Source organism: Litoribrevibacter albus (assembly GCF_030159995.1).
GTDB lineage: Bacteria > Pseudomonadota > Gammaproteobacteria > Pseudomonadales > Litoribrevibacteraceae > Litoribrevibacter > Litoribrevibacter albus.
The window spans coordinates 154,797-180,774 of sequence record NZ_BSNM01000026.1; the positions used below are offsets into that span (position 1 = coordinate 154,797).

26 protein-coding genes are annotated in these 25,978 nt (G+C 43.8%); 8 read left to right on the forward strand and 18 right to left on the reverse strand.

From position 1 onward, the window contains the following. Positions 1–69 precede the first annotated feature (69 nt). The 8 genes from QQL66_RS19430 to QQL66_RS19465 all read right to left on the reverse strand — a co-directional run bounded on the left by QQL66_RS19430 (position 70) and on the right by QQL66_RS19465 (position 8,824). The gene (locus QQL66_RS19430) at positions 70–831 is read right to left on the reverse strand and encodes a transporter substrate-binding domain-containing protein (protein WP_284383766.1); all 762 of its coding nucleotides are present in this window, start codon (positions 829–831) and stop codon (positions 70–72) included. Between the two features lie 90 nt (positions 832–921). After that, the gene (locus tag QQL66_RS19435; protein WP_284383768.1) at positions 922–1,692 is read right to left on the reverse strand and encodes an ABC transporter ATP-binding protein; all 771 of its coding nucleotides are present in this window, start codon (positions 1,690–1,692) and stop codon (positions 922–924) included. A 468-nt stretch (positions 1,693–2,160) separates the two neighbouring features. After that, a complete protein-coding gene (locus tag QQL66_RS19440) occupies positions 2,161–3,780 on the reverse strand; it encodes a methyl-accepting chemotaxis protein (RefSeq protein WP_284383776.1) in 1,620 nt (539 codons plus the stop codon). A gap of 234 nt (positions 3,781–4,014) precedes the next feature. After that, entirely contained in the window at positions 4,015–4,257 is a 243-nt protein-coding gene (locus tag QQL66_RS19445; protein WP_284383777.1) for a hypothetical protein, read from the reverse strand. Between the two features lie 209 nt (positions 4,258–4,466). Further along, on the reverse strand, positions 4,467–5,324 hold the full coding sequence (locus QQL66_RS19450) for a prepilin peptidase (protein ID WP_284383778.1): 858 nt from the start codon (positions 5,322–5,324) through the stop codon (positions 4,467–4,469). A gap of 22 nt (positions 5,325–5,346) precedes the next feature. Continuing rightward, the gene (locus QQL66_RS19455; RefSeq protein WP_284383779.1) at positions 5,347–6,570 is read right to left on the reverse strand and encodes a type II secretion system F family protein; all 1,224 of its coding nucleotides are present in this window, start codon (positions 6,568–6,570) and stop codon (positions 5,347–5,349) included. A 30-nt stretch (positions 6,571–6,600) separates the two neighbouring features. Continuing rightward, on the reverse strand, positions 6,601–8,310 hold the full coding sequence (gene pilB, locus QQL66_RS19460) for a type IV-A pilus assembly ATPase PilB (protein ID WP_284383780.1): 1,710 nt from the start codon (positions 8,308–8,310) through the stop codon (positions 6,601–6,603). A 130-nt stretch (positions 8,311–8,440) separates the two neighbouring features. Next, on the reverse strand, positions 8,441–8,824 hold the full coding sequence (locus QQL66_RS19465; protein ID WP_284383782.1) for a type IV pilin protein: 384 nt from the start codon (positions 8,822–8,824) through the stop codon (positions 8,441–8,443). Positions 8,825–8,964: 140 nt separating this feature from the next. Here QQL66_RS19465 and QQL66_RS19470 point away from each other — a divergent pair, with 140 nt between their 5' ends. Then, complete coding sequence (locus QQL66_RS19470; protein WP_284383783.1) at positions 8,965–10,332, forward strand: O-antigen ligase family protein; 1,368 nt, start codon at positions 8,965–8,967, stop codon at positions 10,330–10,332. Here the strand turns inward: QQL66_RS19470 and QQL66_RS19475 are convergent. The 3 genes from QQL66_RS19475 to nadC all read right to left on the reverse strand — a co-directional run bounded on the left by QQL66_RS19475 (position 10,329) and on the right by nadC (position 12,313). Continuing rightward, positions 10,329–10,748, reverse strand: coding sequence for a prepilin-type N-terminal cleavage/methylation domain-containing protein (locus QQL66_RS19475; protein WP_284383785.1), 420 nt, complete (start codon positions 10,746–10,748; stop codon positions 10,329–10,331). The two genes, QQL66_RS19470 and QQL66_RS19475, sit on opposite strands and share 4 nt — an antisense overlap. 85 nt (positions 10,749–10,833) lie before the next feature. Then, positions 10,834–11,259, reverse strand: coding sequence for a pilin (locus QQL66_RS19480; RefSeq protein ID WP_284383787.1), 426 nt, complete (start codon positions 11,257–11,259; stop codon positions 10,834–10,836). A 193-nt stretch (positions 11,260–11,452) separates the two neighbouring features. Further along, positions 11,453–12,313, reverse strand: a complete 861-nt coding sequence (gene nadC, locus QQL66_RS19485; protein WP_284383789.1) for a carboxylating nicotinate-nucleotide diphosphorylase — start codon at positions 12,311–12,313, stop codon at positions 11,453–11,455. A gap of 280 nt (positions 12,314–12,593) precedes the next feature. Here nadC and QQL66_RS19490 point away from each other — a divergent pair, with 280 nt between their 5' ends. Together QQL66_RS19490 and ampD are read left to right on the forward strand one after the other, a co-directional pair. Next, positions 12,594–14,858 (forward strand): DUF1631 domain-containing protein, encoded by a 2,265-nt coding sequence (locus QQL66_RS19490; RefSeq protein WP_284383791.1) that lies wholly within the window; start codon positions 12,594–12,596, stop codon positions 14,856–14,858. Between the two features lie 228 nt (positions 14,859–15,086). Beyond that, on the forward strand, positions 15,087–15,638 hold the full coding sequence (gene ampD, locus QQL66_RS19495; protein ID WP_284383792.1) for a 1,6-anhydro-N-acetylmuramyl-L-alanine amidase AmpD: 552 nt from the start codon (positions 15,087–15,089) through the stop codon (positions 15,636–15,638). Positions 15,639–15,697: 59 nt separating this feature from the next. On the opposite strand, the gene QQL66_RS19500 is transcribed toward ampD, so the two are convergent. After that, entirely contained in the window at positions 15,698–16,936 is a 1,239-nt protein-coding gene (locus QQL66_RS19500; protein ID WP_284383793.1) for a multifunctional CCA addition/repair protein, read from the reverse strand. Positions 16,937–17,018: 82 nt separating this feature from the next. Between QQL66_RS19500 and QQL66_RS19505 the strand changes: the two genes are divergently transcribed. From QQL66_RS19505 to QQL66_RS19520, 4 genes are all read left to right on the forward strand, one after another. After that, positions 17,019–17,192, forward strand: a complete 174-nt coding sequence (locus QQL66_RS19505) for a hypothetical protein (RefSeq protein WP_284383794.1) — start codon at positions 17,019–17,021, stop codon at positions 17,190–17,192. A gap of 114 nt (positions 17,193–17,306) precedes the next feature. Beyond that, positions 17,307–17,822, forward strand: a complete 516-nt coding sequence (locus QQL66_RS19510) for a hypothetical protein (RefSeq protein WP_284383795.1) — start codon at positions 17,307–17,309, stop codon at positions 17,820–17,822. Between the two features lie 173 nt (positions 17,823–17,995). Then, positions 17,996–18,631: an LPP20 family lipoprotein gene (locus QQL66_RS19515; RefSeq protein ID WP_284383797.1), complete on the forward strand. Its 636-nt coding sequence runs from the start codon at positions 17,996–17,998 to the stop codon at positions 18,629–18,631. Between the two features lie 91 nt (positions 18,632–18,722). Next, positions 18,723–19,916, forward strand: coding sequence for a flagellar assembly protein T N-terminal domain-containing protein (locus tag QQL66_RS19520; RefSeq protein ID WP_284383798.1), 1,194 nt, complete (start codon positions 18,723–18,725; stop codon positions 19,914–19,916). 86 nt (positions 19,917–20,002) lie between these two features. On the opposite strand, the gene QQL66_RS19525 is transcribed toward QQL66_RS19520, so the two are convergent. After that, positions 20,003–20,524, reverse strand: coding sequence for a DUF4136 domain-containing protein (locus QQL66_RS19525; RefSeq protein ID WP_284383800.1), 522 nt, complete (start codon positions 20,522–20,524; stop codon positions 20,003–20,005). A gap of 135 nt (positions 20,525–20,659) precedes the next feature. Here QQL66_RS19525 and QQL66_RS19530 point away from each other — a divergent pair, with 135 nt between their 5' ends. Further along, positions 20,660–22,303: an alpha-D-glucose phosphate-specific phosphoglucomutase gene (locus QQL66_RS19530; RefSeq protein WP_284383802.1), complete on the forward strand. Its 1,644-nt coding sequence runs from the start codon at positions 20,660–20,662 to the stop codon at positions 22,301–22,303. A gap of 91 nt (positions 22,304–22,394) precedes the next feature. Here QQL66_RS19530 and glpE read toward each other — a convergent pair whose 3' ends face one another. From glpE to pdxA, 5 genes are all read right to left on the reverse strand, one after another. After that, on the reverse strand, positions 22,395–22,709 hold the full coding sequence (glpE, locus tag QQL66_RS19535; protein ID WP_284383804.1) for a thiosulfate sulfurtransferase GlpE: 315 nt from the start codon (positions 22,707–22,709) through the stop codon (positions 22,395–22,397). Between the two features lie 47 nt (positions 22,710–22,756). Continuing rightward, the gene (locus QQL66_RS19540) at positions 22,757–23,575 is read right to left on the reverse strand and encodes a symmetrical bis(5'-nucleosyl)-tetraphosphatase (RefSeq protein ID WP_284383805.1); all 819 of its coding nucleotides are present in this window, start codon (positions 23,573–23,575) and stop codon (positions 22,757–22,759) included. A 92-nt stretch (positions 23,576–23,667) separates the two neighbouring features. Then, entirely contained in the window at positions 23,668–24,054 is a 387-nt protein-coding gene (gene apaG, locus QQL66_RS19545) for a Co2+/Mg2+ efflux protein ApaG (protein ID WP_284383806.1), read from the reverse strand. 102 nt (positions 24,055–24,156) lie between these two features. Further along, entirely contained in the window at positions 24,157–24,945 is a 789-nt protein-coding gene (gene rsmA, locus QQL66_RS19550; RefSeq protein WP_284383807.1) for a 16S rRNA (adenine(1518)-N(6)/adenine(1519)-N(6))-dimethyltransferase RsmA, read from the reverse strand. 40 nt (positions 24,946–24,985) lie between these two features. After that, positions 24,986–25,954 carry a 4-hydroxythreonine-4-phosphate dehydrogenase PdxA gene (gene pdxA / locus QQL66_RS19555; protein ID WP_284383808.1) on the reverse strand — a complete coding sequence of 323 codons (969 nt, stop codon included), beginning with the start codon at positions 25,952–25,954 and terminating at the stop codon, positions 24,986–24,988. Positions 25,955–25,978 lie beyond the last annotated feature (24 nt).

Here is a 25,978-nt window from a genome sequence, read left to right on the forward strand (position 1 = left end):
TCTTGGCTGAGTTTAAAAACGTTCAAGGACAAAGTAAGAGAGCTACCTGGGTAGCTCTCACTTTTGCACTTACATCTTGATGTTGTAAGAGAAGTATTTCTTCATGATCTTGTCGTAAGTGCCGTTGTCTTTCACGGCCTTTAACGCAGCATTGAACTTGTCAGCTAGGTCTTTGTCGCGCTTACGCATCGCAACACCAACACCATCACCTAGTTGGATAGTGTCGCTGATTGAATCGAAGCCATCTTGTTTCATGATGGTTGACTCACCCACTGGGTAGTCAAGGAATACAAGATCCAGACGACCACCTTGTAGATCTAATACAAGGTCATCAGCGGTTGTGTAACGCTTAACATCAACTACGTCACCGAAGTTTTTCGTAACGTATTTATCCTGAATGGTACCGCGCTGCACACCTACGCTCTTACCTTTAAGTGCATCTTTACTTGATACATCAAGGCTCTTTGAGCTGTCAGGACCAAACCAAGAGGATGGGGTGTTGTAGTATGGCTCAGAGAACAATACTTTCTTTTTACGGTCTTCATTGATCGACATTGAAGAGAAAATAGCGTCGTATTTACGAGCTAACAGGCCTGGGATGATGCCGTCCCATGCTTGAATTACCCACTCACACTTCATCTGCATTTCAGCACATACTGCGTTACCCAGATCGATCTCAAAACCGGTTAGAGAACCGTCTGGCGCTTTGTATTCAAATGGCTCGTAAGGTACGTCTACTGCTAGACGAAGTTCCGTGTACTCTTTCGCAGCGGCAAAACCGCTAGTTAGTGCTAGTCCGCAAGCCAAAGCTGCTGCAACAATTTTTTTCATAACCGTAATCCTCGTTATGTGGTTCCTTTCAAAAGGTTTATAGCTTTTTAATAGTCTATAGTTTTATAAAGTGTGCTTCTTTCGGGCACCTTAGTATTTCGGAGCTAAGAATTGCTTCATTCGCTCTGAATCCGGGTTTTCAAAGACCTTCTGTGGTGATCCTTGTTCTTCAATTTTTCCTTGGTGAAGGAAGATCACCTTGTTCGAAACGTCTCGGGCGAAGGCCATCTCGTGGGTTACCACAATCATGGTGCGACCTTCTTCTGCAAGGCTTCTCATTACCTTCAAAACTTCGCCTACCAACTCTGGGTCGAGTGCAGACGTAGGTTCATCAAATAACATCACTTCCGGTTCCATTGCCAACGCACGGGCAATCGCAGCACGTTGCTGTTGACCACCGGACATTTGAGACGGGTAGTAATCACGACGCTCGTAAATGCCTACTTTATCAAGCAGCTCTTTGGCGTGTTCCATTGCTTCTTTTTTGGATTTGCCAAGTACATTGATGGGCGCTTCGATGATGTTTTCCATCACCGTCATGTGTGACCAGAGGTTGAATCCTTGGAATACCATAGACAGGCGGGAACGCATTGCTTCCACCTGCTTATTATTGGCAGGAACTCGAATACCCTGTTTGTCGGTTTTGAAGTCGATGTTTTCACCGTGAACAATGATGTCACCAGAGGTGGGTGTTTCAAGCAGGTTGATACATCTTAGAAAGGTACTTTTACCAGAGCCTGAGGAACCGATCATCGAGATCACGTCACCTTTTTCAGCTTCTAGTGAGATGCCCTTAAGTACTTCCAGGTCATTGAAGGTTTTATGGATATCCTTCACGACGAGGGGAGTAGCTTCTCCCATTGTAATTCTCCCAATAAAGAGGGTTTGTTAGAAAAGTTAAGAACCGAATGTTCCAATCGTCAATGTACGAAAGAAAATATAGCTGCTAACCGCAAACTTTATGCCATTGGATACAGGCGTTGTGGAACAATAAGAATAAGGATCTACTCGTCGTGTACTTCTGCAAGAACGAGTTTGGCAACTGGGGACGGCTGAGATAACAACACTGCAGGTGGATACTTGCAGACTGAGATAAGGACTGTGTCAATATCAAGTTGAGTTGTTTTCAGCATAAAAAGGCACTGTGTTGTTTTTCTTAAAGCCAGCTCCAACATCATGTGGTGGGCTAGCGTCAGTTTGAGACATTCTGTAGTGGATATTTTCGAAAATCAATACTTTTTACGTAACTCAAATTTTATGTTTTATTCATTAAAAGTAAACGAAATCTCTAATTGCTTGAAATAAAACATAAAAATTGAATCGTTCTCATTATAAAACGAAGCGTCTTACTTGCTCTCCAAGGTCGGATGAGACCTCTTTCAGGCCTTTTGTGTAACTTGAAACTGAGGTTACGGCGGTACGATTTTCTTCCGCAAGGCTGCCAATAGTGCGAATATTTTGACCAATTTGTTCACTTTCTTGGGCTTGTTTATTGACCACATCCGTCAGAATTTCAAGTTGCTCTAAGGATGCCTGTGAACCGGATTTTAATTGCATAAGTGGTTCTACCATGTCCTCAATAAGTTGCACACCGGCTTCCATTTCCTGACGACCTGCACCAATTTGTTCTACTGCTTTTTGCGTACCTGAATCAATAGCATCGATAACGTCATTGATCTCTGTGGTGGCCTGCGCGGTTCTGTTTGCCAGGTTTCTCACTTCATCGGCAACTACGGCAAAGCCTCGACCTTGTTCTCCTGCTCGGGCCGCTTCAATGGCCGCGTTAAGAGCCAGCAGATTGGTTTGTTCTGCAATGTCTTTGATGGAGGTAACCATGTCTCTGACAGAGATGGCCTGGTTACGTAGACCTTCTACCGAGTCGGCGGAGCGATTAATGGTGTCTGCAATTTTGGTAAACTCTTTAGAAGCCGATGTGATTCTGTGACTGCCTTCGGACGCCAAATCTCTAGCCAATTCAGCTTGATGTTTTGCCTCGGTGGCGGTATTGGCTGCCTGGATATTTTCCTCAACAAAACTTTGAATAACGTCGGTAATTTTAACTGCTGCGGTGGTTTGATTATTTGAGGCCTTAACTACCGCTTGAACGGGTTCGTTCAGGTGGCCTGCAGAGTCTTCTACATTGATGGCGGAGGACTGTATAGAAGCTATTAAGCTGCCCAGCCCATTTGTGATCTCCTGAAATGCGGTTAATAGCTCGCCAATTTCATCGTGTCGTTGATGCTGGGAGGAGTTTCTGAAATCACCATTAGCAATGTTCTTTGCAATTCCAACGGCATTTAATAATGGTGGGACAATGCTTTTACTGGTGATAGCGGCCAGCAAAATTCCCAGAATAATGGCTGCTACAGATAAAATGGCCATTAATGCCAGCAAGTTACTGCTGTGAGCTTCGGCTTCTTTATGTTTCGAAAGCATGTCGGCTTGCTTCATTTTAAGTAGCGACTTTATATCTGTTAGTAGTTCATTTAATGCTGGTTTGGTGTGTTGGTTGAATTGTTTAATGGCAGCTTCTGCATCAAGTTCTACCAAGTCTACCGTGTCCAAGAAAGCTGTTTGATAAGCTTTGTGGTGTCTAGTAATGTCCGAGATTAAGTTATCCATGCCCTGTGGATCTTGCTCTTTCAGGGCTGTGATTAGCTCTGTAACGCGCTGATTGTGTTGGTCCATTTCTTTATAGAGGGCGATGCGTTCGTTTCTGTCCGGGTTGGGTAATATTTGAAGTAAGTTCAGTGCGGCAGCCTCTGCTTCAATGTTAATCTCACTGGCAAAAAGCACATCCGACACATCTTGTTCGACAAACCGTTCAGAGGATTTCGACAGTCGAGTCATCCCGAGGTAAGCAATAATAGAAATGCTGATTAACAGAGTCAGTATGATTGAAAAGCAAAGGGATAGACGGGTTTTAATCGGAAGATTCTGAAATCGCATAGGAATAGCTCTTCTTTATACTTATCTGAATAATGTATTAGTTAGTAAAGGACATAGAATATTGAATATAGTGCAGAGTAATGGGTGTATCGGCCATGTGCGTAACTTCATTATCCCTGTTTCAATCAGAGGTCAGTAAAAGAATAGATGGCTCTATTGGAAAGGGATAGGAAAATCCAGAAGCGTTGATGTCGTGGATTTTCCTATTATGAGAGTTTCAAAAGACTGTAGGGGTCAAATATCGACTTTTAAATGCGGGCCTATCCAGCTGTTTACCCGCTTCAAATCAAGATGAGTTGCAGACGGGCTGGTAAGAATCTCAAGGATGATTTCTATTTCGAAATCGCGGATAGCACCTTGATCAGAAAGGTGGATAAGTTGTATCTCAAGTTCGTCCAGTGAACTGATGTACTGTTGGTGAAACTCATCGAATACAGGACGAACCAAATCCGATGTTTGGAGTTGGGCAGTATTCATTTTTTCATCCCTTATAAATTAGTAGGTTAACTCAACTATCTCATGTTGCGTATAAATACCAAATATAATTGGTACTCTAATACTATACAAATATTGAGTGAATTTTGACCAATAAGTTCAGATGAAAGGCAGTATATTTCGATAATTAGATCTAAGGCAGACAAAGGAAGGGGAGGGATTTCATTCCTTTGTCTGAGATGGGATGAGGTTTACAGGTTCCCTAGATACCACTGATTAATATCAGCACCCCAAAGAAATGCGATAAAACCGGCGATGATCAAACTCGGCCCAAACGCGAAAGGTTTATTCTCTCCTGAGCGGAAAATTTGAGCCAGTCCAAAACATAATCCGACAACAGAAGAAATGATGATAATCTGTGGAAGCATCATCCAGCCACACCAGGCTCCCAAGGCTCCTAGCAGTTTAAAATCACCATATCCCATGCCTTCCTTTCCTGTTACTAGCTTGAAAATCCAGTAAACGCTCCATAGGCTTAAATACCCAAATATTGCGCCATAGAGGGCAGAGGATAAATCAATAAACAAACCTTGTGAGTTTGCGATTAATCCCAACCAGAGCAAAGGCAGGGTAATGTTGTCAGGCAGTAGTTGCTCATCATAATCAATGAAGAACAGAGCTATCAGCATCCAGATAAAGAATATTGCAAACAAACCCGTCCAGTTAGCGCCAAATTGAAACACCATCAGTCCGGTTAACACACCAGTTAACGCTTCTATGGCTGGATAACGGAGGGATATTGGAGTTTTACAATTGCTGCACTTGCCACGTAAAAAGAGGTAGCTGAGTACAGGTATATTTTCCCAGGGCTTGATCTTATGACCACACTTTGGACAGGTGGAGTTCGGTTTGACGAGGTTAAAAGGCTCTTTCGGCTCAGAGGCTTCAGGTGTGTCTAATTCTAAAAAAACGGTGCACTCCGAACGCCATTGACGTTTAAGCATTTCAGGTACACGGTAAATAACGACATTTAAAAAGCTGCCAACTAATAGGCCTAATATCACAGAAAAGGCGAGCAACTGCTCGCCTGAAAATTGATTTAAATACAATGTATTACTCTCTTTTTAAGGTTTACATAACTGCTTTGCCGAGTTGGAAGATCGGTAAGTACATGGCAACAATAAGACCACCAACAAGTACACCTAAAACGGCCATAATAATTGGTTCCATAAGGCTTGTTAATCCATCTACTGAATTATCTACTTCTGTTTCATAATGGGTTGCTACTTTGTCTAGCATTTCATCAAGTGCGCCAGACTCTTCACCGATAGCAACCATTTGTAATGCCATCGGAGGGAATAGACCGGTTTGTTTCATACTTGTGTTGAGCTGAATACCAGAGGAAACATCCTCTTTAATGCCGTGTACTGCTTTAGAAAAAACTACATTGCCTGTGGCTCCTGCTACAGATTCAAGAGCTTCAACCAAAGGAACCCCGGCTGCAAATGTGGTTGAGAGGGTTCGACAGTATCGAGCAACGGCAGACTGATAGATAATACTGCCAATAATGGGCGCTTTTAGCATCATTTTATCAAGGGTATTTTTAGCCTTTGTGGATCGCTTCACTATCTGAGATAGAGAGAAAACAAGTCCTGCTATGCCTAAGAATATTAAGAGCCACCACTCCTGCATGAATTCTGATATATGAATCACAAACTGTGTAAAAGCTGGCAGTTCTGCTCCAAAGCCAGCAAAGACTTCCTCAAATTGTGGTACCACTTTTACCAATAAGATAGCTGTTACAATGAATGCAATTACTACTACTGCAATTGGATAGTTCATTGCTTTTTTAATTTTAGACTTAAGAGCTTCGGTTTTTTCTTTGTATTGAGCAATCCGGTCTAGCATAGTTTCCAGAGCACCTGATTGTTCCCCGGATTCTACTAGGTTGCAGAACAAATCATCAAAATAGAGGGGGTGCTGTCGTATTGCGTACGCAAAACTGCTACCACCTTCAACTTCTGTTTTAATTTTTAGAACCAGATCTCTCATATTCGCATTCTGAAGGCCATCTGCAACAATATCAAAAGACTGAACTAGGGGGACACCTGCTTTCATCATAGTTGCGAGTTGTCGGGTGAAAATGGCAACATCCATAGGTTTGATTGCTTTTCCCTTACCTCCAAATAAAGGCGCTTTTTCTTGAGTAACTTTAGTTGGGTTGATCCCTTGAGAGCGAAGTTGTGTTTTTACAAGGGCGACAGATAATCCTGTTAACTCACCCTTTGCGACCTTACCAGAGCGATCTTTCCCTTCCCAAATATAGTTTTTCTTTTCTTGTTGTTTTTTTGCCATAAGACGTCTCGTTTATCTTATATTGCGTATTTAATGAGAGGACGTAACCCGGTTGGCTTCTTCAAGGCTGGTTACTCCTTGCATGACTTTTTTAAGACTAGAGCGCCTAAGGTCATCAAAACCTTCTTTTTTACAGGCTTCTGCAATTTGAATCGAATTTCCGCCTTCCATAATGATTTTCGAGATCAGTGGTGTCACTTTAACCACTTCATAGATACCGACACGGCCTTTATATCCCTTATTGCACTTATCACATCCTACTGGTTGGTATAATTTGAAGTCAGTAGAAATATCATCTTCTGTAAATCCTTCTTCCAGTAAAACTTCTTTAGGGACATCTAATGTTGTTTTACAGTTGGAACATAAACGTCTGCCTAGACGTTGTGCAATAATTAGATTAACAGATGTAGCTAGATTGAATGCAGGTACTCCCATGTTAATCATACGAGTAAGGGTTTCAGGTGCGCTATTAGTGTGAAGGGTGGACATCACCATGTGACCCGTCTGAGCTGCTTTGATAGCAATTTCAGCGGTTTCAAGATCGCGAATCTCTCCAACCATGATGATGTCAGGGTCTTGTCTTAAGAAAGAACGCAAGGCTTCAGCAAATGTTAGTCCTACTTTATTGTTTACATTACACTGATTAATGCCTTCGAGGTTAATTTCAACAGGGTCTTCTGCCGTCGAAATGTTTCGTTCCTGCGTGTTGAGAATATTTAATCCTGTATAAAGGGACACTGTCTTTCCGGATCCTGTTGGGCCGGTTACTAAAATCATACCTTGAGGTTGTTCTAAGGCACTCATATACATGTCTTTTTGATCTTCTTCGTATCCTAGTGCGTCAATGCCCATTTGAGCGGAACTTGAATCAAGAATTCGCAGAACAATCTTTTCCCCAAAAAGACAAGGAAGTGTATTAACCCGAAAGTCTATAGACTTTGTTTTTGATATCTTTAGTTTAATTCGGCCGTCTTGGGGAACACGTCTTTCTGCAATGTCCATTTTTGACATTACTTTTAAGCGAGCAGATATTTTTCCTGCTATTTGATTTGGAGGCGAGGATACTTCATGTAAGACCCCATCAGTTCTAAACCGAACACGATAGCGTTTCTCATAGGGTTCAAAGTGTAGGTCTGAAGCACCAGTTTTTATTGCTGTTAAGAGCATTTTGTTGATGAACTTTACAACGGGAGCATCGTCTACTTCTGTTTGAGTAACATCTTGTTCTTCATCTTCCGTAGGTTCTAATTCAAAATCGCTAAATTCATCGTCTCCATCATTCGAACCTAATGCAGATAAATCCTTGGAGCTTAGGTAGCCGTCTATGAGAGATTTTAGTTTATCTGCTTCTGAAAGAACTGCTTCAACAGTCAAACCGGTAGTAAACTTAATTTCATCCAACGCTGTGATGTTAGTAGGATCGGAAACAGCAATAAAGAGTGTTTTTCCTCGTCTTTGGAGGGGAAGTACATTGTGTTTTTGTATCAGAGTGTCTTTGATTATATCTTTAGGAATCACATCTTTATTGTAGGAACTTAAATCAAAAACAGGAATGCCAAATTCTTCACTTGCAGATACAACAATATCTTGAGGTGAAGCAAGTTGATTGTTCACTAGATATTGAATAAGTGATATGCCTTGTTCGTTTGCCCCTCTAGTGGCTGAATGGGCTAATTCTTTGGATATAATCTGGTCTTCACAGAATCGTTTGGCTAGACCACTTAACTTGAAGGTATCCATTACTTAATCCGTCTACTAAACTAATGACTTACTATAGAGTTAAATGGTTGATTTGTCAGTAAGTCTGAGCTCGCTGTAAACCAATTGTAGCTAAGTAATTCAAGGTGTGCTTGTATGATGTTTTAAAGACCTAGATCTTCTTGGTTGCTGATGCTGAAATACTTGTATCTGCTGTTTTGTATACTTTTGCTGTATAACAGTCAGCTATCGATCCACCAGAACATGCAGCTACTACATAGGTGAAATCGTCACCGCCGTCTCCTGGTTTAAACCCTAGCTGAGTTTCAAATGTACCTGATTTGCCTACTTGTGTTCCACTAACAAAGGTATTGTTGTTTAGGTGGTATGCATTCAGGAATAGTTCCAATTGGTCTAGATGTTGTCTTGCAACTGAAGTTTCTGCATCAATAATGTATTGACGATAAGACGGTACTGCTACAGCTGATATTATTCCAATTATCGCAACAGTAATCATTAGCTCAACAATTGTGAAGCCTTTGGATATCTTGTTCATGGGGGGGCTCAATTTGGAGTTAAAATTAAAATATCATTAAATAGAATAGTTCAAAATATTGCTTTAGGGGAGGTTTTTTTCTTTACAAATCATTAGACTGTGTTTCAGCTTGTATCGATTTTAGATTTTGGAAGTCTTAGATGAAAAAAAGAAGTTATTCATATTTTGTACTTTTACTTTTCGGCGTGCTGTTTCTTCTTGGGTCTGTGTGGACGATCTATCTTACTTCGTATAAAAATGTATTTGTAACAAATGACTACGACTTGAAGCGTTTTCTTCTGCTTTTCTTTGTTTTTATATCTTCTGTGTTGATGCTTTTTGTTAAGAAACTGACGGTTATTCGGTTGCCTATTGAGAGTTGTTTGGCAATTTTATGCTTTTTTATTCTAGGGGGAGTCTCTTCTATTTTTAATGAAAATGCTTACTGGGGGGTGATAGATCTTTCTAATTACTTTTTGTTGTTGGTGGTATTTTATGTTCTATCTATATGTTGTAACGAGTTTTCGATGGAGGCCATCTACACTGCTTTATATTGGTTGGTTTTAGTATTTTCTTTGTTTCTTTTTGTCCAGTTTTTCTTAAATCTACTATTTAATCTGATAGATGGTAACAAACCAAATATTCATCATCTGATATCTGGATTTATTAATGCTCGTTTTTTAAATCAGATACAAGTTATCTTGATGCCTTTTTTATTCTTGCCTATAGCTCTTAAAAATCTCAAAGGATATAGTCGAATTAGTATATTTTTTATTGCCTTTCATTGGATGGTGTTGTTTCAGACTGAGGCTAGAGGTGCTTTACTTTGTTTGGTTTTGTCGTTTTGTATTGTGTTGTTTCAGGTTGAGAAAAAACTCAGAAGTAACATGTTCTGTTTGATCTTAAAGACATTATTAATTGGTATAGGACTTTGGTTGTTTTTTATTGTGGCTTTGCCTTGGTTTTTTACCGGAGAGTCCATTGGAACTTTTCGAACTTCAAGTTCTGGTCGCATTGAAATGTGGACTTTTGTTTTAAATGAATTTTATGACGCTTTATTACTTGGTTATGGACCAATGAGCTATGCGTATGCAGAAGGGAAGCCTGTTGGAAATGCCCATCCTCATAACTTTCTTATGCAGTTATTGTATGAGCATGGTGTTTTGATTTTTGGAGTGTTTATTTGTTGGGGCGGTTTTTTGTTATGGTCTGAGTTAGTAAGAATAAAGGAGAAAATATTAAGTCATTCTCAAATATTAAATTTTGTTGCTATTTGGGCTGCGATAGGATACTCATTTCTAAGTGGGGTCTTTGTTATGCCATTTTCTCAATTGGCTTTTGTCTTGGTTTTGGCTGTTAGAATTAGATCGGAAAAAACTATCCAGCTGAAATTGCTATGGCGGCTATTATTGATTGGCTTGGTAATATTTTGTTGTTTTATTATTACTTCTTCTTATCTGCCTATGGAGGAGTGGCAAAAAATTTATCCAAGAATATGGGTGAATTCCTTTCAAGCTTTTCACCGTTAGCTGGATGTGCCTGCTCCGTCTCGACATTGTTCAGTGGATGCTCCATTCGTATCAATTGAAATAGCTTGATAAGATACCCCCCCACTTAGAGTAAGAATTGCGCTTACTTTACAAGGTCCATCGGTCCATTCAAGTGTTGCAGGGGCATCTTTTGCTATGGTTCCTCCATTGGCTGTTTCTACTAGGTCTACAGTATTTGTGATCAAAGTATTTAGATCGTCACAGCCTATACCTGTTTGAATGCATGTCTGAGCTGTCCCTGAGATACTATTAATTCCTTTCATTGCTGCACCTGCATGAGAATTTGCAACATATTGCTTGTATGCTGGAATTGCAACTGAAGCCAAGATCCCAATGATAGCTACCACGATCATTAACTCTATCAATGTGAAACCATTATTTGATTTGCTGTTCATGGAAAGACCTCCTAACTTCGTTTGTGAAAAAAAGAAGCCCACATATAGTGGGCTTTCAATTGTTCTTGTAAAATCAGTAGAGCTATTAACTACCGATTGCTACGTTACCTGCACCTTCTGCACACTGTGCGTCCGACGCAGCTGCTGTATCTTGAGATAACGCGGAGAAGCTAACAACACCTAAGTTGGTTAGGTTGGCAAATACTTTACAAACGCCTGTGTCCCAAGAAACTTTAAACGCGGTATCTTTGGCGACGGTACCTGACTCGAGAGTGGTTTCAGTGGTGTTTGTAATTTCAGTGCCAAGTTCTGTACAGCCAAAACCTGTTTGAATACAAGTCTGGGCTTTTTGTACGAAGCCATTTACGCCTTTCATACCTGCACCACCTTCTGCGGTAGATACATAGTCTTTATAAGCAGGGATTGCTACTGCTGCTAGGATACCGATGATCGCAACTACGATCATTAATTCAATTAGAGTGAAACCAGCTTGTGCTTGATTCTTAGTCATTTTTTTTTCCTCATAGGAAATGATTGAGAGTTTTGTCCGTTTTGGATATCTGGACTAAAGCTCTGATTGTGCCAAAACTTTAAAATTGTTAAAAATCATGTTGTTATGGCTTTTTTGAGTGTTGGTTCTTTTGTGGAGGTTTATTTTAAGGTGACGCAAAGTGTCACCTTGTGACAAGAAGGGTTAGGGTGGATTACAACTCCACAAACCGCATCGATAGATCCAGCGCCTTAACATCTTTCGTTAGCGCACCTATCGAGATGTAATCGACGCCGGTTTCAGCTTTGGCTCTTAACGTTTCTTTAGTTATACCACCGGATGCTTCCAGTTTTGCCTTACTATTGTGTTGCGTTTTGTTGATTTCAACCGCTTTGACGAGATCTGCGTTGCTAAAATTATCAAGCATGATGATGTCTGCACCGGCTTCAAGTGCTTGATCAAACTCTTCGAAGGTTTCCACTTCTACTTCCACTGGTTTTCCAGGTGCGATTTGATGGGCTTTTTCCACGGCTTGTTTGATTCCACCGGCTGCGGCGATGTGATTTTCTTTGATCAGGAACGCATCGTAGAGACCAATTCTGTGGTTATCACATCCGCCGATTTTAACGGCGTATTTTTGAGCTAAACGGAAGCCAGGCAGGGTTTTACGGGTATCAAGTAAAGTTACCGATGTACCTTCCACAAGTTGTGCGTATTCATAAGCTTTTGTTGCAGTGGCAGATAGCGTCTGTAAGAAGTTAAGAGCACAGCGTTCACCGGTAAGAAGTGATCGAGCAGAGCCTTTCAGTTCAAATAATAAAGAGTCGCCAAGAATGTGGTCGCCGTCTTGTTTGTGCCAGATGACTTCCACTTTTGGATCAAACTGTTTGAATACTTCGTTGACCCAGGCTTGGCCGCATAAAATGCCATCTTCACGGGTAATGACTTTTGCATACCCTTGACGATCTTCCGGGATGAGTTGAGCGGTAATGTCTCCTTCTCCGATGTCTTCCGCTAACGCCAGTTTTACAGAAAGCTCGATGTTGTTGATCAATTCAGGAGATAGTGAAGTCATATTGGTCTCAATTTGTCTAAAATTTAACAAGGAAGTCAGATGTAGCCGGCTTTGGGTCACCTTTGACAAGCTATTGTAATAGCTTTGCGTATTCTGAGTAACCGTCAATTTTTTATCGTAAAGATACGTAAAAACGTGACATAAATCTGAATTTTTAAGGTATTGTACGACTAAACTCCATTTGTATATAAATGCAGTACCTTAGTATCAGTCATTCCAAGGCTGGAATTTCATCAATTTTGCTGAAAATCTCTTAGTAAGCTTTCTATTGGAGAAGAACATGAGCCCACAAGATAAAGTGGTTTCAATTAACCCAGGTGTTACGACAAATGTTAAGGGTTTGTCTGTGCCGGTTAAAGCGTATAGCGATTTAGCTCAGAAAGAGCTGAAACTGCTTTTGCGCGCGATGTTCGATAGCGCTGATGACACTTTGTTTAAGTTGTCGGATAAAGCTTCTTCAAATGAGCAGCAAGAGCGCTATTTTAACGCGATGCGTGCAGTACGCTTAAAACGACGTCAGATGGAAACGAAATTCTTTGAAGGATTCCGTAAGTCGTTTGATGATTTGGCATCGGGTGTTTCTGTCGCCGCACGTCAGCAAGATAAAGTGTCGATGGAAAGTCTTTCTCTGGTTCAGAACGATGAGCTGGAAGAGCGTGTTGCCCTTGAAACTATGTCGAATAAGGCAACGTCAGCAAATAAGACCACACTAAGCTACCTGAATAAACGCATTGGCTATTTGTTAAGCAGAGAAGACATGGTCGAGGCGGATAATCCAACCGCGCCGATCAATCTATGCGATTACTTTGCTGATTGCATTCATTTACTTGAACTGGAAATTGAAGCGCGTTTAATCGTGTACAAATTATTTGATCAGTTTGTGTTATCAAAACTGTCTGATTTGTACGAGGCGCTGGATACGCTGTTAGTGACGCATGGTGCGTTGCCTGATTTGACGCCGAAGAAACGTCAAACGTCTTCGACTACATCGAATGGCACTCCGGCCCAAGGAAATGGCGGTTACGGAAATGTTGCTATGGGTGGGGCGCCCGCAGGCGACATTAAGCCGATCTTCCGTTCTTTGCAAAAGTTGTTGTCTCAAGTACAACTGAATAGCAGTGATGTGATGGTTGCGGCCCCCAACTACCAAGGCCCTACGCAGTCTGTTGGCCAAATTTGTCAGGCCTTATCTATCGTGGAACTGCCTTCGAGCGGTGACGAAAACGAGCTGCAAGGTTGGTTAAACTTTGATGTTCGTGAACACCTACGCGGTGCAATGCGTGAACAGGGTCATAATGGCCGTGCTTTGCCGATGAGCCGCAAAGACAATGATGCCATCAATTTAGTGGCCATGTTGTTTGAATTTATTTTGGAAGATCGCAACATCACTCCGTCCATACGAGCTATTTTGGCGCGGTTGCAGCTTCCTTTAGTGAAATTGGCATTGCAGGATCAACGCTTCTTTGATCAGAAATCACATCCGGCTCGCAGCTTGTTAAATGCGCTTGCCTCGGCAGCGGTTGGTTTCAATCATCAATCAGACCGTTTTCAGGAACGTCTCAGATTCAAAATCGAAGAAGTGGTGAATCGAGTCTGTAACGACTTTGAAACCAATTTAGATTTGTTTGAAATGTTGTTGGCTGATTTTCAGGTCTTCCAGGAAAAAGAAGCACACCGAGTGGCGTTAGTTACTCAGCGCTTGCAAGATGCCGAGGAAGGCAAAGCCAAAACAGAGAAGGCGCGTGAGTGGGTTAAGACCACGCTGAGCCGTGTTACGGAAGCTTATCGCCCACTTCCTGAGTTTATTGAAACTTTGCTTTCAGATGCATGGAGCAAGGTGTTGTTCTTGAATGTCCTGAAGTCGGGATATGAAAGTGACGAGTGGAAAGAAGCCGTTTTCACCATTGAGCAGATGCTTTGGACGGTAGCCGGTGAGCATACTCGGATGACGCGTCCTGTCTTGTTGAAAGTTATTCCAATGGTTCAGAAGAAACTGCGTAAAGGTTTGAATGATGTTTCGTTCAACCCGTATGACAGCAGTCGTCTTTTGAAAGAGTTGGAAACCCTTCAAATTAACATGTTGAAAGAAGCCAGTACTCGCGACGGTACTGCTGAGCAAGCAGAAGCGTCGAAAGATTATCTGGTTAAGAACAATAACCCTGGTGAGCGCTTACGAGAGTCGGATGAAGAGCTGTCTGCATCCGAAACCATGGCTGCGATTGATCAGGTGTTGACGCAACAGTCTCAGGATCATGAAGATGATTCGTTGGCTGAGTACCTTCAAAAAGTGGATGAATTTGGTACGGGTAGCTGGTTCCGCATGACCAAAGACGACGGAGAAGTGCGTACTAAATTGGCAGCGGCGTTGCCTAAGTTGAACAAGTATATTCTGGTGAATCATGCCGGCATGAAAGTTCATGAATGCACTCGGGCTGAGTTCGCCAAGATGTTACGAGACGGACGTATCAGTTTGATCGATAACGGGGCGGTATTTGATCGTGCCCTTAAATCGGTGGTTCAGAACTTGAGAATGCCTAAGTCGTAGTCTTTATTGAATAAGTGTACTTTTCAAAGCCCAGAACGTCTGGGCTTTTTTATGTCTAGGTTTTTTATTTTTAGGTATTCATGTATAGGCTTTTCATATCTTCTATTGATGAACGTCGTTCTGGCTCGTAATCTTCTCTTAATAAGGTCTTTTTTGGGGATGTGTTGGTGAATGTTCTGCTTACTGGTAGAGTTTCTTTTTCGTCATTAAATAAAAGCGGGAGCTTTCATGGAATTATGTAAGGGCTGGTTGGTGCCGGGAACACATGTGAAGTCCCCGAACTTCAATCACAGACCTGACAGCGTATCTGTTGACCTGTTGGTGATTCACAATATCAGTCTCCCACCAGGCCAATTTGGTGGCGATCATGTGGAACGTTTTTTTCAGAACCGACTGGATAAATCAGAACATCCGTTTTTTGAAGAAATAGAAGGGCTGGAAGTTTCCTCTCATTTCTACATCAAACGTACGGGTGAAATCATTCAGTTTGTGTCTACCGAAGAAAGAGCGTGGCATGCCGGTGTGTCTGTGTTTGATGGGCAAGAAAACTGCAACGACTTTTCGATAGGTATTGAGCTGGAAGGAACGGATGACCTGCCTTATGAAACAGCGCAATACCAAAGTTTAGTTGAGCTAACTGAGGTGATTAGAAAAGCCTATCCTGCAATCACCAAAGAACGCATAACAGGGCATTGCCATATTGCACCTGGTCGGAAAACGGATCCCGGTGCAGCGTTTGATTGGCACCATTATCTTGGTCAGTTAGGGCAGGATCTTTAACCGATCATTAGATGTGAACAGCTAAAGAACCTTGTGGGCTATGTTGTCAGCTTCTATCTCTATCCGTTCTGATTCACTGTCAGTGCTTTATGCTTCGCTAATAGCTCAATGCGCTGTTTGTTTAACTCTTCCCGAATCGCAGCTCCCTTGAAGCCGGCTTTTGCCAGTTCGCCGGGTTGAATGCTTAAACACACTTGATGGGCTGTTCTTAGATAATCGGCTTGAGGATAGTCCGAATCTTCATAGCCAGTTCGTCCTCGTGCATCGGCTTCACAGGCTAAGAGAAACTCTTCAAATCGCTCCGGTTTACGCCATGCGTCGACCTTATCAAGCAGCTTTAACACAGTGGATGGCTTGAGTTGAAAGGCGGTGTGGCACTGAGTGTGAAATTCACAGACCAGTAACGCTAACTCCTTCAGCTTATTCGGTACTTTTAAGCGCTGACAAAGTTCGTCGACCAGAGTGAGCCCTTTAAACTCATGACCAATATGCCTTGGAAGCATCTCTGCCGGAGTGATGCCTTTGCCTAAGTCATGGGTTAAGGCGGCAAAGCGTACGGTGATCTCTTTCGATAGGAGGCTCGCTTGTTCTAACACCATCATGCTATGAAGGCCGGTATCAATCTCAGGATGAAATTCTTTTCGTTGAGGTACACCAAATAATTGGTCTAATTCCGGGAAAATAATTGCCAGGGCATCGCATTCTCTCAGAACATTGAAAAAGACCCAGGGGCTTTGCTCGGATAATGCGCGTTCGGTCTCTTTCCATACTCGTTCAGCGGTCAGGTAATCCAGCTCGCCGGACGCTGAAATTTCTCTCATCAAATCAATGGTTTCTTCTGCAACGCTAAAACCAAGGTGATGGAAGCGGGCTGCAAAACGGGCCACTCTAAGTACGCGTAAAGGGTCTTCTGAAAACGCTTCGGAGACGTGGCGCAATAGTTTATTTTCAAGGTCTTTCTGGCCGTGGTAGGGGTCTATAATCTCACCCGATGTGTCCTGTGCCATTGCATTTATGGTCAGATCGCGGCGTAGTAAGTCTTCTTCCAGCGTTACATCCGATGAAAAGTCGCAGATGAACCCGTGATAGCCTCGTCCTTCTTTTTTTTCCTTGCGGGCTAGGGCGTGTTCTTCATGGGTATCCGGATGAAGAAAGACGGGAAAGTCCTTACCAACCGAACGAAAACCTGCCTTGTTCATTTCTTCTGGTGTTGCACCGACCACCACCCAATCTCTGTCATAGACGGGAATGTTTAATAGATGATCACGAACGGCGCCGCCGACTAAGTAGGTTTTCAAGATAGACCTCAGATGTTGGGAGAAAATGTTTTATTACAGGCTTGGGCTTTTAGGCCGATAACCCTCAAAAGGGAGTGTGACTATGAAACGAATTCTAATACTAAGTGTATTAATTATGAATGTCTCGGGCTGCAGTGCATTACACACCTTGCTGGGCCCCCAGTACAGCTTTCCTGATCCTGAAGAGCCTGTTTGGGCCACAGAGCAAGGACAACGGCATTGTAAAATCCAGCCTTGTGCCAATTATCATTATTAAAAACAGATCGGATCGACTGTACATCCGTTTACACTCAAATACTAAAAAGAACTCAAGTAGCGCGCTGAATGGTCGATACTTTGAGAATAGACTCGAATCTCAGGACGGATAGATATGAAACTGCACATGCTACTTTTGGCAGCGTCGGTTGGATTGGCTGGTTGCGAAGTTCATCATATACATCATTTTAATAAGAACGATTTGGTTGGCTGTGATTGTGACAAAAATGCCGCGTCTACAAGCGGACAACATTTGCCTATGAGTTATGGGGAAAATGTGAAGGTGTTGCCGCCTATCTATCAGCCGATTGCCCCTTATGCCTACCAAGCGCCAGTCTATCAAGCACCATATCAGGCACCACCGCCTGCGCCTAAGGTTCATATGCCGGAGTATTATAAATTGACGCCAGTTGAGCCAGGACAAATGCCTCAGAATGGTCAGGCGCAGCCAATGGGTCAGCCGATGAGCTATTCGCCGTATCAGCAGCAACCCTATCCACAACAGCAAATGCAGCCGGTACAGCAGCCTGTGATGCCGATTCAGATGTCCTCTAATTCGTCAAAAAACAGTGACAGCAATATTAAAACCTACTTGTTCCAGCCAGCGGGTGGGGTGGTTTATCAATACTGAGAACTGGCGTTGTTGAAAAAATATGGCTTGAGATAGTCAGTTAATTCAATAGATTAGAATAAAGATGCTCCTTTACTGGAGCATTTTTATGTCTGCAAAATATAAACTGGCACACAATTTGATCAATCTTCAGAAACAATCATTTAAGCGGCAACAATTGTCAGAGGTTTGTCATGAAGATTTCAAAACTCGCTCAAGGAGTTTCCACTGCGGTACTGGTTTTGTCGGTGTCTGCGTGTACGAATCACCACTTTTTAAACCAGCAGGATGCTCAGGCGCAAGCCAATAAAGCAGCGCAAACGCAAGTTGAAACACAAATCCAGCCGGTTATTCAGTACCAAGAGCGTCCAGCCAATTCTCAACCTCAAGTTATTCGGGTGAAAGGCTACGGTACCATTCAAAACAACAAAAAATTGAATGCTGCTCAGCAACAATTGATGGGAATGAGAGCGTCCAAGCTGGATGCCTACCGCGCGATGGCAGAGCGTGTGTATGGTACGGCATTGGAAGGTGGATCAAGCATTGAAAACTTGATCATGCAGGACGACCGTTTTAAAACCTACGTAGATGCGTTTGTTCACGGTGCTAAAGTTGTTAGCTCTGAAAAGAAAAAAGACGGTATTTTTGAAACCGTACTTGAGATGACTTTGGATAAAGAGTTCTTTGTTTGTCTTTCTGATGTGAACTATCTCACCAGCAACACCGATTGCCGCTCACCATTGCCGCCTCAGCACCAAGGCCGTTCTAATTATTATCAGCAGAACAAACATATACGTGCAGGCCATAAGCGCAGCTACTTTTTGGACTAACTGAGGCGTAATGCTTCAGTTTGGTCTGAGTTGAAAAACTCGAAGAAAGTAAAGAGCTTGTAAGTTGGGTGAACAAAGAGCAGGTGAGAGTATGTGGCGTGTATTAACCATTAGTGTGTTGATGCTTTTGTCGGTGGTGGGCTGGTCTAAAACTGTGACAGGAACCGGTCATGCCCAAATCGAAGGGGACTTAGAGTTCGCAAAAGATTTGGCATATCGACGTGCGCTTCGGGATGCCACTTTACAAGCAAATGTACGTGTAACCAGTACAGAGATTGCAAACAACGGTTTCATCACGCAGGACAACATTCGCATGCAAACAAATGCGGAGTTCGGTGAAATCAATGTTGTGTCAGAGGTCATCGAGAACAATGTGGTGACCTTGAAAGTCAGAGCAGAAGTGGCACCTGAGCCATTTTGTACGCCGAGCAAATCGCAAAACTATAACAAACGAGTGGCCGTATTAGGCTTCTCCCGTCAGAAGATGGATGAGGCTACCCTGGGGCAGCTGGACGCTATCGAGCGTGAGATGCCTCAGCGTATTGCGTTGACCATGAGCTCATACGGTGGCTTGAGAGTTCAGCCAGCAACCCACATAGGCATTTATCCCGACATCATCAATGCACCAAGCCGGACAATGCCGGATTACACTGTGGCTGAGTTATCTCGCATAGGTCGTGATCTTGGTGTGCAGTATGTGATTTCTGGCGTGATCCGGGACATGAGCCATAAGGGCAACTATCAACGTGAAGAGTTGTTGGCTCAGCCGTTAATGGATTTGGTGTTGGGTGAAGAGCAAAAGCTCAGACGCATTTCTGTGGATGTGTATGTTTACGAAGCCTACAGTGGGGCGCTTGTTCACAGAACGGCGTACTCGGATGAAGGCAACTGGACGGAGAATGAATTCTCCAAAGCCGGATTCGGCACACAAAACTTCTGGAAAACCGATTATGGCTTTGCTGTAGAGCGTGTCATTGAGAACATCAGTCAGGATATGGCGATGTTGATGAACTGCCAGCCATTTATGGCGGAGATTCTACAGGCGGACGGCAATCAGCTTCGTATCAATGCCGGGGCATTGGATGGCTTGCGTCCAGGAGATACCTTGACCGTTTATCGAACCAAAGAACACTATGAGCATCCGTTCCGTATCGATGCCTCGATGAATCGTGTCGAAACCACCGTTCGGGTCGGTCAGGTACAGCCGCATTTTGCCTTTGCCGAGGTGACTGGCAGCATGCCTGTGCTGCAAATCCAAATGAGAGATTTGGTGGTCGCCTGGTAAATGTGTATCTGAAAATCAGGATCCGAAAATCAAACTCGTAAAAAAGCCCTGACTGTTCAGGGCTTTTTTGTGCGTAAAATTAATGTCTATTTGTTAGGGAAACTGCTAAAAATACGTTCTACAGCGTACTGGATGCGCTTTTTCAGCTCTTCACCCTGAGCTCTGTGTTTGCCTTCTGCTGACAGGGTATTCTTCCAGAAAATTTCATTGGTTTTGGTGTCTCTTAAGTGAATCACCAATGCGCCTTTAAGGAAATCTTCCATGCGGTATTCAGTGAACTGACCGGCGGGTGTTGCGATCGGGCGCATGACCATTTTCTTTTCTTCTGTTCGGCGAGCGTAGAACTCAACGGCAAAATCGCCACCGGCTTGACTGAATTGATAGCCTTTTCTGCTAAGTACATCTTTTACTGATTCATAGATGTCTGGTTCTGCGTCGCTGGCTGCCCCAACAAACTGCTTGGGTTCGATAGAAAAACTGCCAAGTTGCTGGTAGTTGTATTCGGTATTGGCAACGACATGTGTCTGAACATTATTGGGGGTGGACGAGCATCCTACGGCCGCCAACACACTGATGCCTAAGGCGAGGGATTTCCATACGTTACTCATGAGCTGAGCTCCTTGTTGTTATTTTTAAGTGGACTAAGAATATTCGCTATAGGTTAGCACTTTGATGTCAAATATCTATGGTAAACTGTTGAGATTAAGACGTGATTGACGGAAGTTTGATTTAAGGACGTATTCATGAAGGAATTCGAGGTAGTAGAGGTCGCAACGCAAGCCTTTACCGATCAAAAGCCGGGAACATCCGGGCTGAGAAAGAAAGTTCAGGTCTTTCAGCAAGCGCATTATTTAGAGAACTTTGTTCAAAGCTTTCTGAATGTACTACAAAAGAACGATCCTCAGTTGATTGTGGTGGGTGGTGATGGTCGTTATCTCAACTTAGAAGCGATTCAGAAAATCATTGCGATTGCCGTGGCGAATGACGTTCCGCAATTACTAATTGCCCGAGATGGTATTTTATCGACGCCCGCTGCTTCCCACTGGATTAGGAAGTATCAGGCCGATGCGGGAATTATTTTATCCGCCAGTCATAACCCGGCCGGTGAACAGGGTGATTTTGGCATTAAGTTTAATGGTGCCAATGGTGCGCCAGCACCGGAGTCTTTGACCTCTGAGGTGTTTGAAGAATCCAAATCCTTGAGTTCCTATAAAATTGCTAAGTTAGATAACTTGGATCTGACCTCCGATAAAGATTTTGTTCTGAATAATACTCGAGTGGCTATTCGTGACGGCGTTGAGGATTATGTGCTGTATATGGCAGATCTGTTTAACTTTACGCAACTGGATCAAGGCTTTAAGTCTAATAAAATCAGTCTGTTATTTGATGCCATGAATGCAGTGACAGGGCCTTATGCTCATCGCCTGTTTGTGGATGCGCTTGGAGCGCCAGCTAGTGCGTTATTAAACGCTGAGGCAAAAGTCGACTTTGGTGGCGGTCACCCTGACCCGAACCTGGTTCATGCCGCAGACTTGGTTGCCGCGATGAACGCTGACGATGCGCCTGTTGTTGGGGCGGCTTCGGATGGCGACGGTGATCGCAACCTAATCCTGGGCAAGCAACAGTTTGTTTCCCCGAGTGACAGTCTGGCGGTGTTGTTAGAGCATCACCGTTTATTGCCTCAATTTGAAGAGGGCATCCTGGGCGTGGCTCGTTCAATGCCAACCAGTACCGCCGTGGATCGTGTTGCGGCGTCCTTGGGCATTGACTGTTATGAGACGCCGACCGGTTGGAAGTTCTTTGGAAACCTTTTGGATGACAAGCGTATTCAATTGTGCGGTGAAGAATCTTTCGGTACTGGCTCCGATCATGTTCGGGAAAAAGATGGTTTGTGGGCGGTGTTGGCTTGGCTGACTATCGTGAATGCCTTGAACAAACCCGTTGCACAAATCATGTTGGAGCATTGGCAGCGCTTTGGCCGGTCTTATTATTGTCGTTATGACTTTGAAGGCATTGAGAACGCGGCGGCGGATCAATTGATGTCTGAATTAACTGCTGGCGTGACGACCTTTAAAGATCAGTCGTTTGGAAATTACATTATCCAATCGGCGGATGTCTTTGAGTACGAAGATCCTGTGGACGGCAGTGTGTCTAAAAACCAGGGAATCCGTATCTTCTTCACGGACGGTTCCCGAGTGGTGTATCGATTGTCTGGAACCGGTACTCAAGGTGCAACATTACGAGTGTATCTGGAACAGTATCAGTCACCGGAAGGCGACTTGCTGGGCGATGCCCGCGAGGTAACCACCACACTGGCTCAAGCGGCTGTAGAGATTGCCAAGGTGAGTACACTAACCGGTCGAACCGAACCGGATGTGATTACCTAAGCACGGTTGATTCAGTAAAAAGCCGAGATTAATTCTCGGCTTTTTTATGCTTGCAACGTTTGAGTTTGCAAGAGGCTTTCTGTATCGGTCTCTATTGAGTGATGGCGTCCGGGAACAGAACTCGCCAGTGTTCAAAACCACCGTCCATGCTGTAACTTTGTTCAAAGCCCTGCTCTGCAAGGTAAGCGGCCGCTGGCTGACTGGAGTTGCCGTGATAGCAGTAAACCACTAACGGTTTGTTGAAATCTGCATCAGCAATGAATTGAGCCAGGTTGTTATTGTCGAGCAACAAGGCGTTTGGAATGTGGCCCAATTGATAACTGCCAGGATCTCGAATATCGACAATGTGAGCATCTTGTTGATCAATCAACTCTTTGGCTTGTTGTGGTGAAATTCGTTCAAACATAAGGTACCTATTAATAACTTGATCCTGAAGGCCGTTATCGGGTCTTCTTAGATTCGTTTATGGGCCAAACAAGGCAAACTGAAACGTTGCTGATCTTCTAATCTTAGCGCCGTCAGCGCGCCACCCCAAACGCAGCCAGTGTCCAGTCCAAAAACGTGTTTGGATTGTGTGTTGCCTTCAAGAGCAGCCCAGTGACCAAAGATAATACGTTCTTTCTTTAATTTTTTGGATTTGAAGGTAAACCAAGGTTGATAACCTTCTGGCCAGTCGTCTGCGGTTTCTTTCGTTTTAAGCTCAAGCTTTCCGTTTTCGTCACAGAAACGCATTCGAGTAAAGTAGTTGGTAATGACTCGCAGGCGATCTAGTCCCTTTAATTCGTCGGACCAGGTGTCGGGTAAATCACCGTACATATGCTCGAAATACGCTTGGCGATGTTCACTCTTAAGTGCCTGCTCCACTTCCTGGCTTAAAGCAATGGCTTTTTTCACAGACCAAATAGGAGGAATGCCTGCGTGAACCAGGGTGTAGCCCAATTCCGAATCATGGTGAACGAGTGGTTGCTGACAGAGCCAATCAAGGAGTTCATCCCGATCGTCAGCTTCCAGGATATCCACTAAAGAGCCTTTAGCTTTTTTGATGCCATGAGCACAGGCAAGTAAGTGAAGATCATGGTTGCCCAATACGGTGATGGCGGATTGGCCGAGGGCTTTGACAAAGCGTAGGGTTTCCAAGGATTTTGGCCCTCGGTTCACCAGATCGCCTGCCAACCAGAGGGTATCCTGCGTCGGATCAAACTGCACCAGCTCCAGTAATTGCTGAAGTTCGTCGTAACAGCCTTGAATATCGCCGATGGCGTAAGTGCTCATGAATGATCCTTGGCCATGCCCGCTACAGGCCGGTTGTTAATTGAGACGGAATCGTAATAAAACATGTGTCAGTGTCGGCATCGAACATTCGACTAGTGAATCATCGCCGAATGCGCTAACCGGAAGCAAGGAATAGGGGCAGTGAATTGAGACCCGTCTGCTCTTTCAAAAATATAATGCCCTTCCATATGTCCTATTGGCGTAGCGATGGCGGTGCCGCTGGTGTAGGTGAAATCTTGCCCTGGTTCCAGCATCGGTTTTTGGCCGACAACCCCTTCACCTTCCACTTCATGCACTTGTTCATTGCCGTCTTGTATACGCCAGTAACGAGACAGAAGTTGCACGGGTTCTGTTCCGTGGTTTCTAATCGTGATGGTGTAGGCGAACACAAATCGATCCTTCTCCGGGTTCGATTGTTCTTCGATGTATTCGGTCGTGACCTGAATCTCGATGGCGTTTGTGTTAGTGGGTTCGCTCATGTACTTTTCCAATAGGTTAACGAATCAAGTGGTAGGCCTGTCTAATGAGAGGCTGTGGTCCCCTTAGGTTCGTAAATAACTGCGTAATTTCAATTGCCTGAGTTAACAGGTCGCGTCACTGATAGCAACGTATTCAGCGACAGTCAGAGTTTCTGGTCGTGCCCCTGGATCAATACCCAGTGCTTCCAGCTCTTCTGAGGAAATAACCCCTTTTAAGGTATTTCTTAAGGTTTTACGTCGTTGACTGAACGCCTGACGAACCACGCTTTCGAGTTGCTTAACGTCTTTCGCTGGGTGCGGTAATTCTTTATAAGGCACCATACGAATCACGGCAGAATCCACTTTTGGAACCGGATGGAAACATCCCGGTTTTACGATAAATAAGGAATGCACCTGGCAGTAATACTGCACCATGATGCTTAACCGGCCATAATTCTTTTCTCTTGGGCCCGCAGCTATTCGGTCGACGACTTCTTTCTGCAACATGAAGTGCATGTCGGTGATGCGGTCGTGGTAGCTTAAAAGATGAAAGATCAATGGCGTTGAAATGTTGTAGGGGAGGTTACCTACGACTTTCATTGGTTTGTCGGCCGTTAATTGGCCAAAATCGTATTCCAGTGCATCGCCTTGATTGAGCTTAAAGCCCGGATAAACGCTAAATTTGCTCAATAGAATGGGGATCAGGTCTCGATCCAGTTCCACGACGTTCAGGTGACCGTCAGTGGCTTTCAAAATGCCTTCAGTAATCGCCCCCTGACCAGGACCAATCTCTACAACGTTGTCACCAGGCTTGGCAGCTACCGCCGCTAAAATATTATCGATGATGTTATGGTCGTGTAAAAAGTTCTGACCAAATCGCTTTTTAGCGCGATGTTGAAAATCTGATGACATGAAACGTCCTAACGAAGAATCTATAAAATAATGTGACCGATTACGCCGACTGACGTCGAGTGGCTCGGGCTTTTGCCATTTTATAACCGTAATCAATGGCTGTTAAGAGACTTCCCTGGTCTGCGAGTCCTTTGCCTGCTAAATCCAATGCCGTACCGTGGTCAACCGAGGTGCGAATAATTGGTAGGCCCAGAGTAATATTAGCGGCGTTTCCAAATCCTTTATATTTAAGCACCGGAAGCCCCTGATCATGGTACATGGCGAGTACGGTATCGGCATGTTTCAGGTATTTGTCCGTAAATAATGTATCTGCCGGAAGCGGCCCGGTGAGCTGAATGCCCGTTTCTCGAAGGGCGTTCAGTGTGGGCTCAATAATGGTAATTTCTTCCATGCCTAAGTGGCCACCTTCACCTGCGTGTGGATTTAATCCACAGACATAAATGTGAGGCTGATCGATACCAAAATAACGTTGCAAATCGTGATGTGTCACCTGAATGATCTCGGTGAGTAATTCAGGTGTAATGGCGTCGGCAACGTTTCGTAGTGGTAAATGCGTGGTCACCAACGCAACCTTTAATCCTTCGGTCGCCAGCATCATAACGACTTTCCTGGCGCCGGTAAGTTCTTCCAGAAACTCCGTATGACCGGAAAACGGAATGCCTGCATCGTTGATCACACTTTTCTGCACCGGTGCGGTTACCATGCCTTGATAGTGATCGTTCATGCACCCGGTAGCGGCATGAGTCAGGGTATCCAGCACGTATTGTGCGTTAGCGGTATTTAACTGGCCGTGATGTGCCGATTCTTTCAGGGCAATGTGGTGAAAGTCCAGGCGATCTGAAAACGCAGATAACTCTTCGTTGGTCTGGGCTTCCAGCCAGCTTTGATCTCCAACCAGTGTCAGATGGAGATCCGGGTATTGTTGAAATAATTGATCAAAAGGGAGTTGGGTTGAAAGCTCTGGGCCGATACCAGCTGGTTCACCCGTTGTAATGGCAAGTTTTATCACTATCTACTCCCTTTGGTACTGCTA

What these genes read in the sequence shown, in the direction of transcription:
- QQL66_RS19430 (WP_284383766.1), bottom strand. Translation starts at nt 831, where the DNA reads ATGAAAAAAATTGTTGCAGCAGCTTTGGCTTGCGGACTAGCACTAACT.
- QQL66_RS19435 (WP_284383768.1), bottom strand. Translation starts at nt 1,692, where the DNA reads ATGGGAGAAGCTACTCCCCTCGTCGTGAAGGATATCCATAAAACCTTC.
- QQL66_RS19440 (WP_284383776.1), bottom strand. Translation starts at nt 3,780, where the DNA reads ATGCGATTTCAGAATCTTCCGATTAAAACCCGTCTATCCCTTTGCTTT.
- QQL66_RS19445 (WP_284383777.1), bottom strand. Translation starts at nt 4,257, where the DNA reads ATGAATACTGCCCAACTCCAAACATCGGATTTGGTTCGTCCTGTATTC.
- QQL66_RS19455 (WP_284383779.1), bottom strand. Translation starts at nt 6,570, where the DNA reads ATGGCAAAAAAACAACAAGAAAAGAAAAACTATATTTGGGAAGGGAAA.
- pilB (WP_284383780.1), bottom strand. Translation starts at nt 8,310, where the DNA reads ATGGATACCTTCAAGTTAAGTGGTCTAGCCAAACGATTCTGTGAAGAC.
- QQL66_RS19465 (WP_284383782.1), bottom strand. Translation starts at nt 8,824, where the DNA reads ATGAACAAGATATCCAAAGGCTTCACAATTGTTGAGCTAATGATTACT.
- QQL66_RS19470 (WP_284383783.1), top strand. Translation starts at nt 8,965, where the DNA reads ATGAAAAAAAGAAGTTATTCATATTTTGTACTTTTACTTTTCGGCGTG.
- QQL66_RS19475 (WP_284383785.1), bottom strand. Translation starts at nt 10,748, where the DNA reads ATGAACAGCAAATCAAATAATGGTTTCACATTGATAGAGTTAATGATC.
- QQL66_RS19480 (WP_284383787.1), bottom strand. Translation starts at nt 11,259, where the DNA reads ATGACTAAGAATCAAGCACAAGCTGGTTTCACTCTAATTGAATTAATG.
- nadC (WP_284383789.1), bottom strand. Translation starts at nt 12,313, where the DNA reads ATGACTTCACTATCTCCTGAATTGATCAACAACATCGAGCTTTCTGTA.
- QQL66_RS19490 (WP_284383791.1), top strand. Translation starts at nt 12,594, where the DNA reads ATGAGCCCACAAGATAAAGTGGTTTCAATTAACCCAGGTGTTACGACA.
- ampD (WP_284383792.1), top strand. Translation starts at nt 15,087, where the DNA reads ATGGAATTATGTAAGGGCTGGTTGGTGCCGGGAACACATGTGAAGTCC.
- QQL66_RS19505 (WP_284383794.1), top strand. Translation starts at nt 17,019, where the DNA reads ATGAAACGAATTCTAATACTAAGTGTATTAATTATGAATGTCTCGGGC.
- QQL66_RS19510 (WP_284383795.1), top strand. Translation starts at nt 17,307, where the DNA reads ATGAAACTGCACATGCTACTTTTGGCAGCGTCGGTTGGATTGGCTGGT.
- QQL66_RS19515 (WP_284383797.1), top strand. Translation starts at nt 17,996, where the DNA reads ATGAAGATTTCAAAACTCGCTCAAGGAGTTTCCACTGCGGTACTGGTT.
- QQL66_RS19520 (WP_284383798.1), top strand. Translation starts at nt 18,723, where the DNA reads ATGTGGCGTGTATTAACCATTAGTGTGTTGATGCTTTTGTCGGTGGTG.
- QQL66_RS19525 (WP_284383800.1), bottom strand. Translation starts at nt 20,524, where the DNA reads ATGAGTAACGTATGGAAATCCCTCGCCTTAGGCATCAGTGTGTTGGCG.
- QQL66_RS19530 (WP_284383802.1), top strand. Translation starts at nt 20,660, where the DNA reads ATGAAGGAATTCGAGGTAGTAGAGGTCGCAACGCAAGCCTTTACCGAT.
- glpE (WP_284383804.1), bottom strand. Translation starts at nt 22,709, where the DNA reads ATGTTTGAACGAATTTCACCACAACAAGCCAAAGAGTTGATTGATCAA.
- QQL66_RS19540 (WP_284383805.1), bottom strand. Translation starts at nt 23,575, where the DNA reads ATGAGCACTTACGCCATCGGCGATATTCAAGGCTGTTACGACGAACTT.
- apaG (WP_284383806.1), bottom strand. Translation starts at nt 24,054, where the DNA reads ATGAGCGAACCCACTAACACAAACGCCATCGAGATTCAGGTCACGACC.
- rsmA (WP_284383807.1), bottom strand. Translation starts at nt 24,945, where the DNA reads ATGTCATCAGATTTTCAACATCGCGCTAAAAAGCGATTTGGTCAGAAC.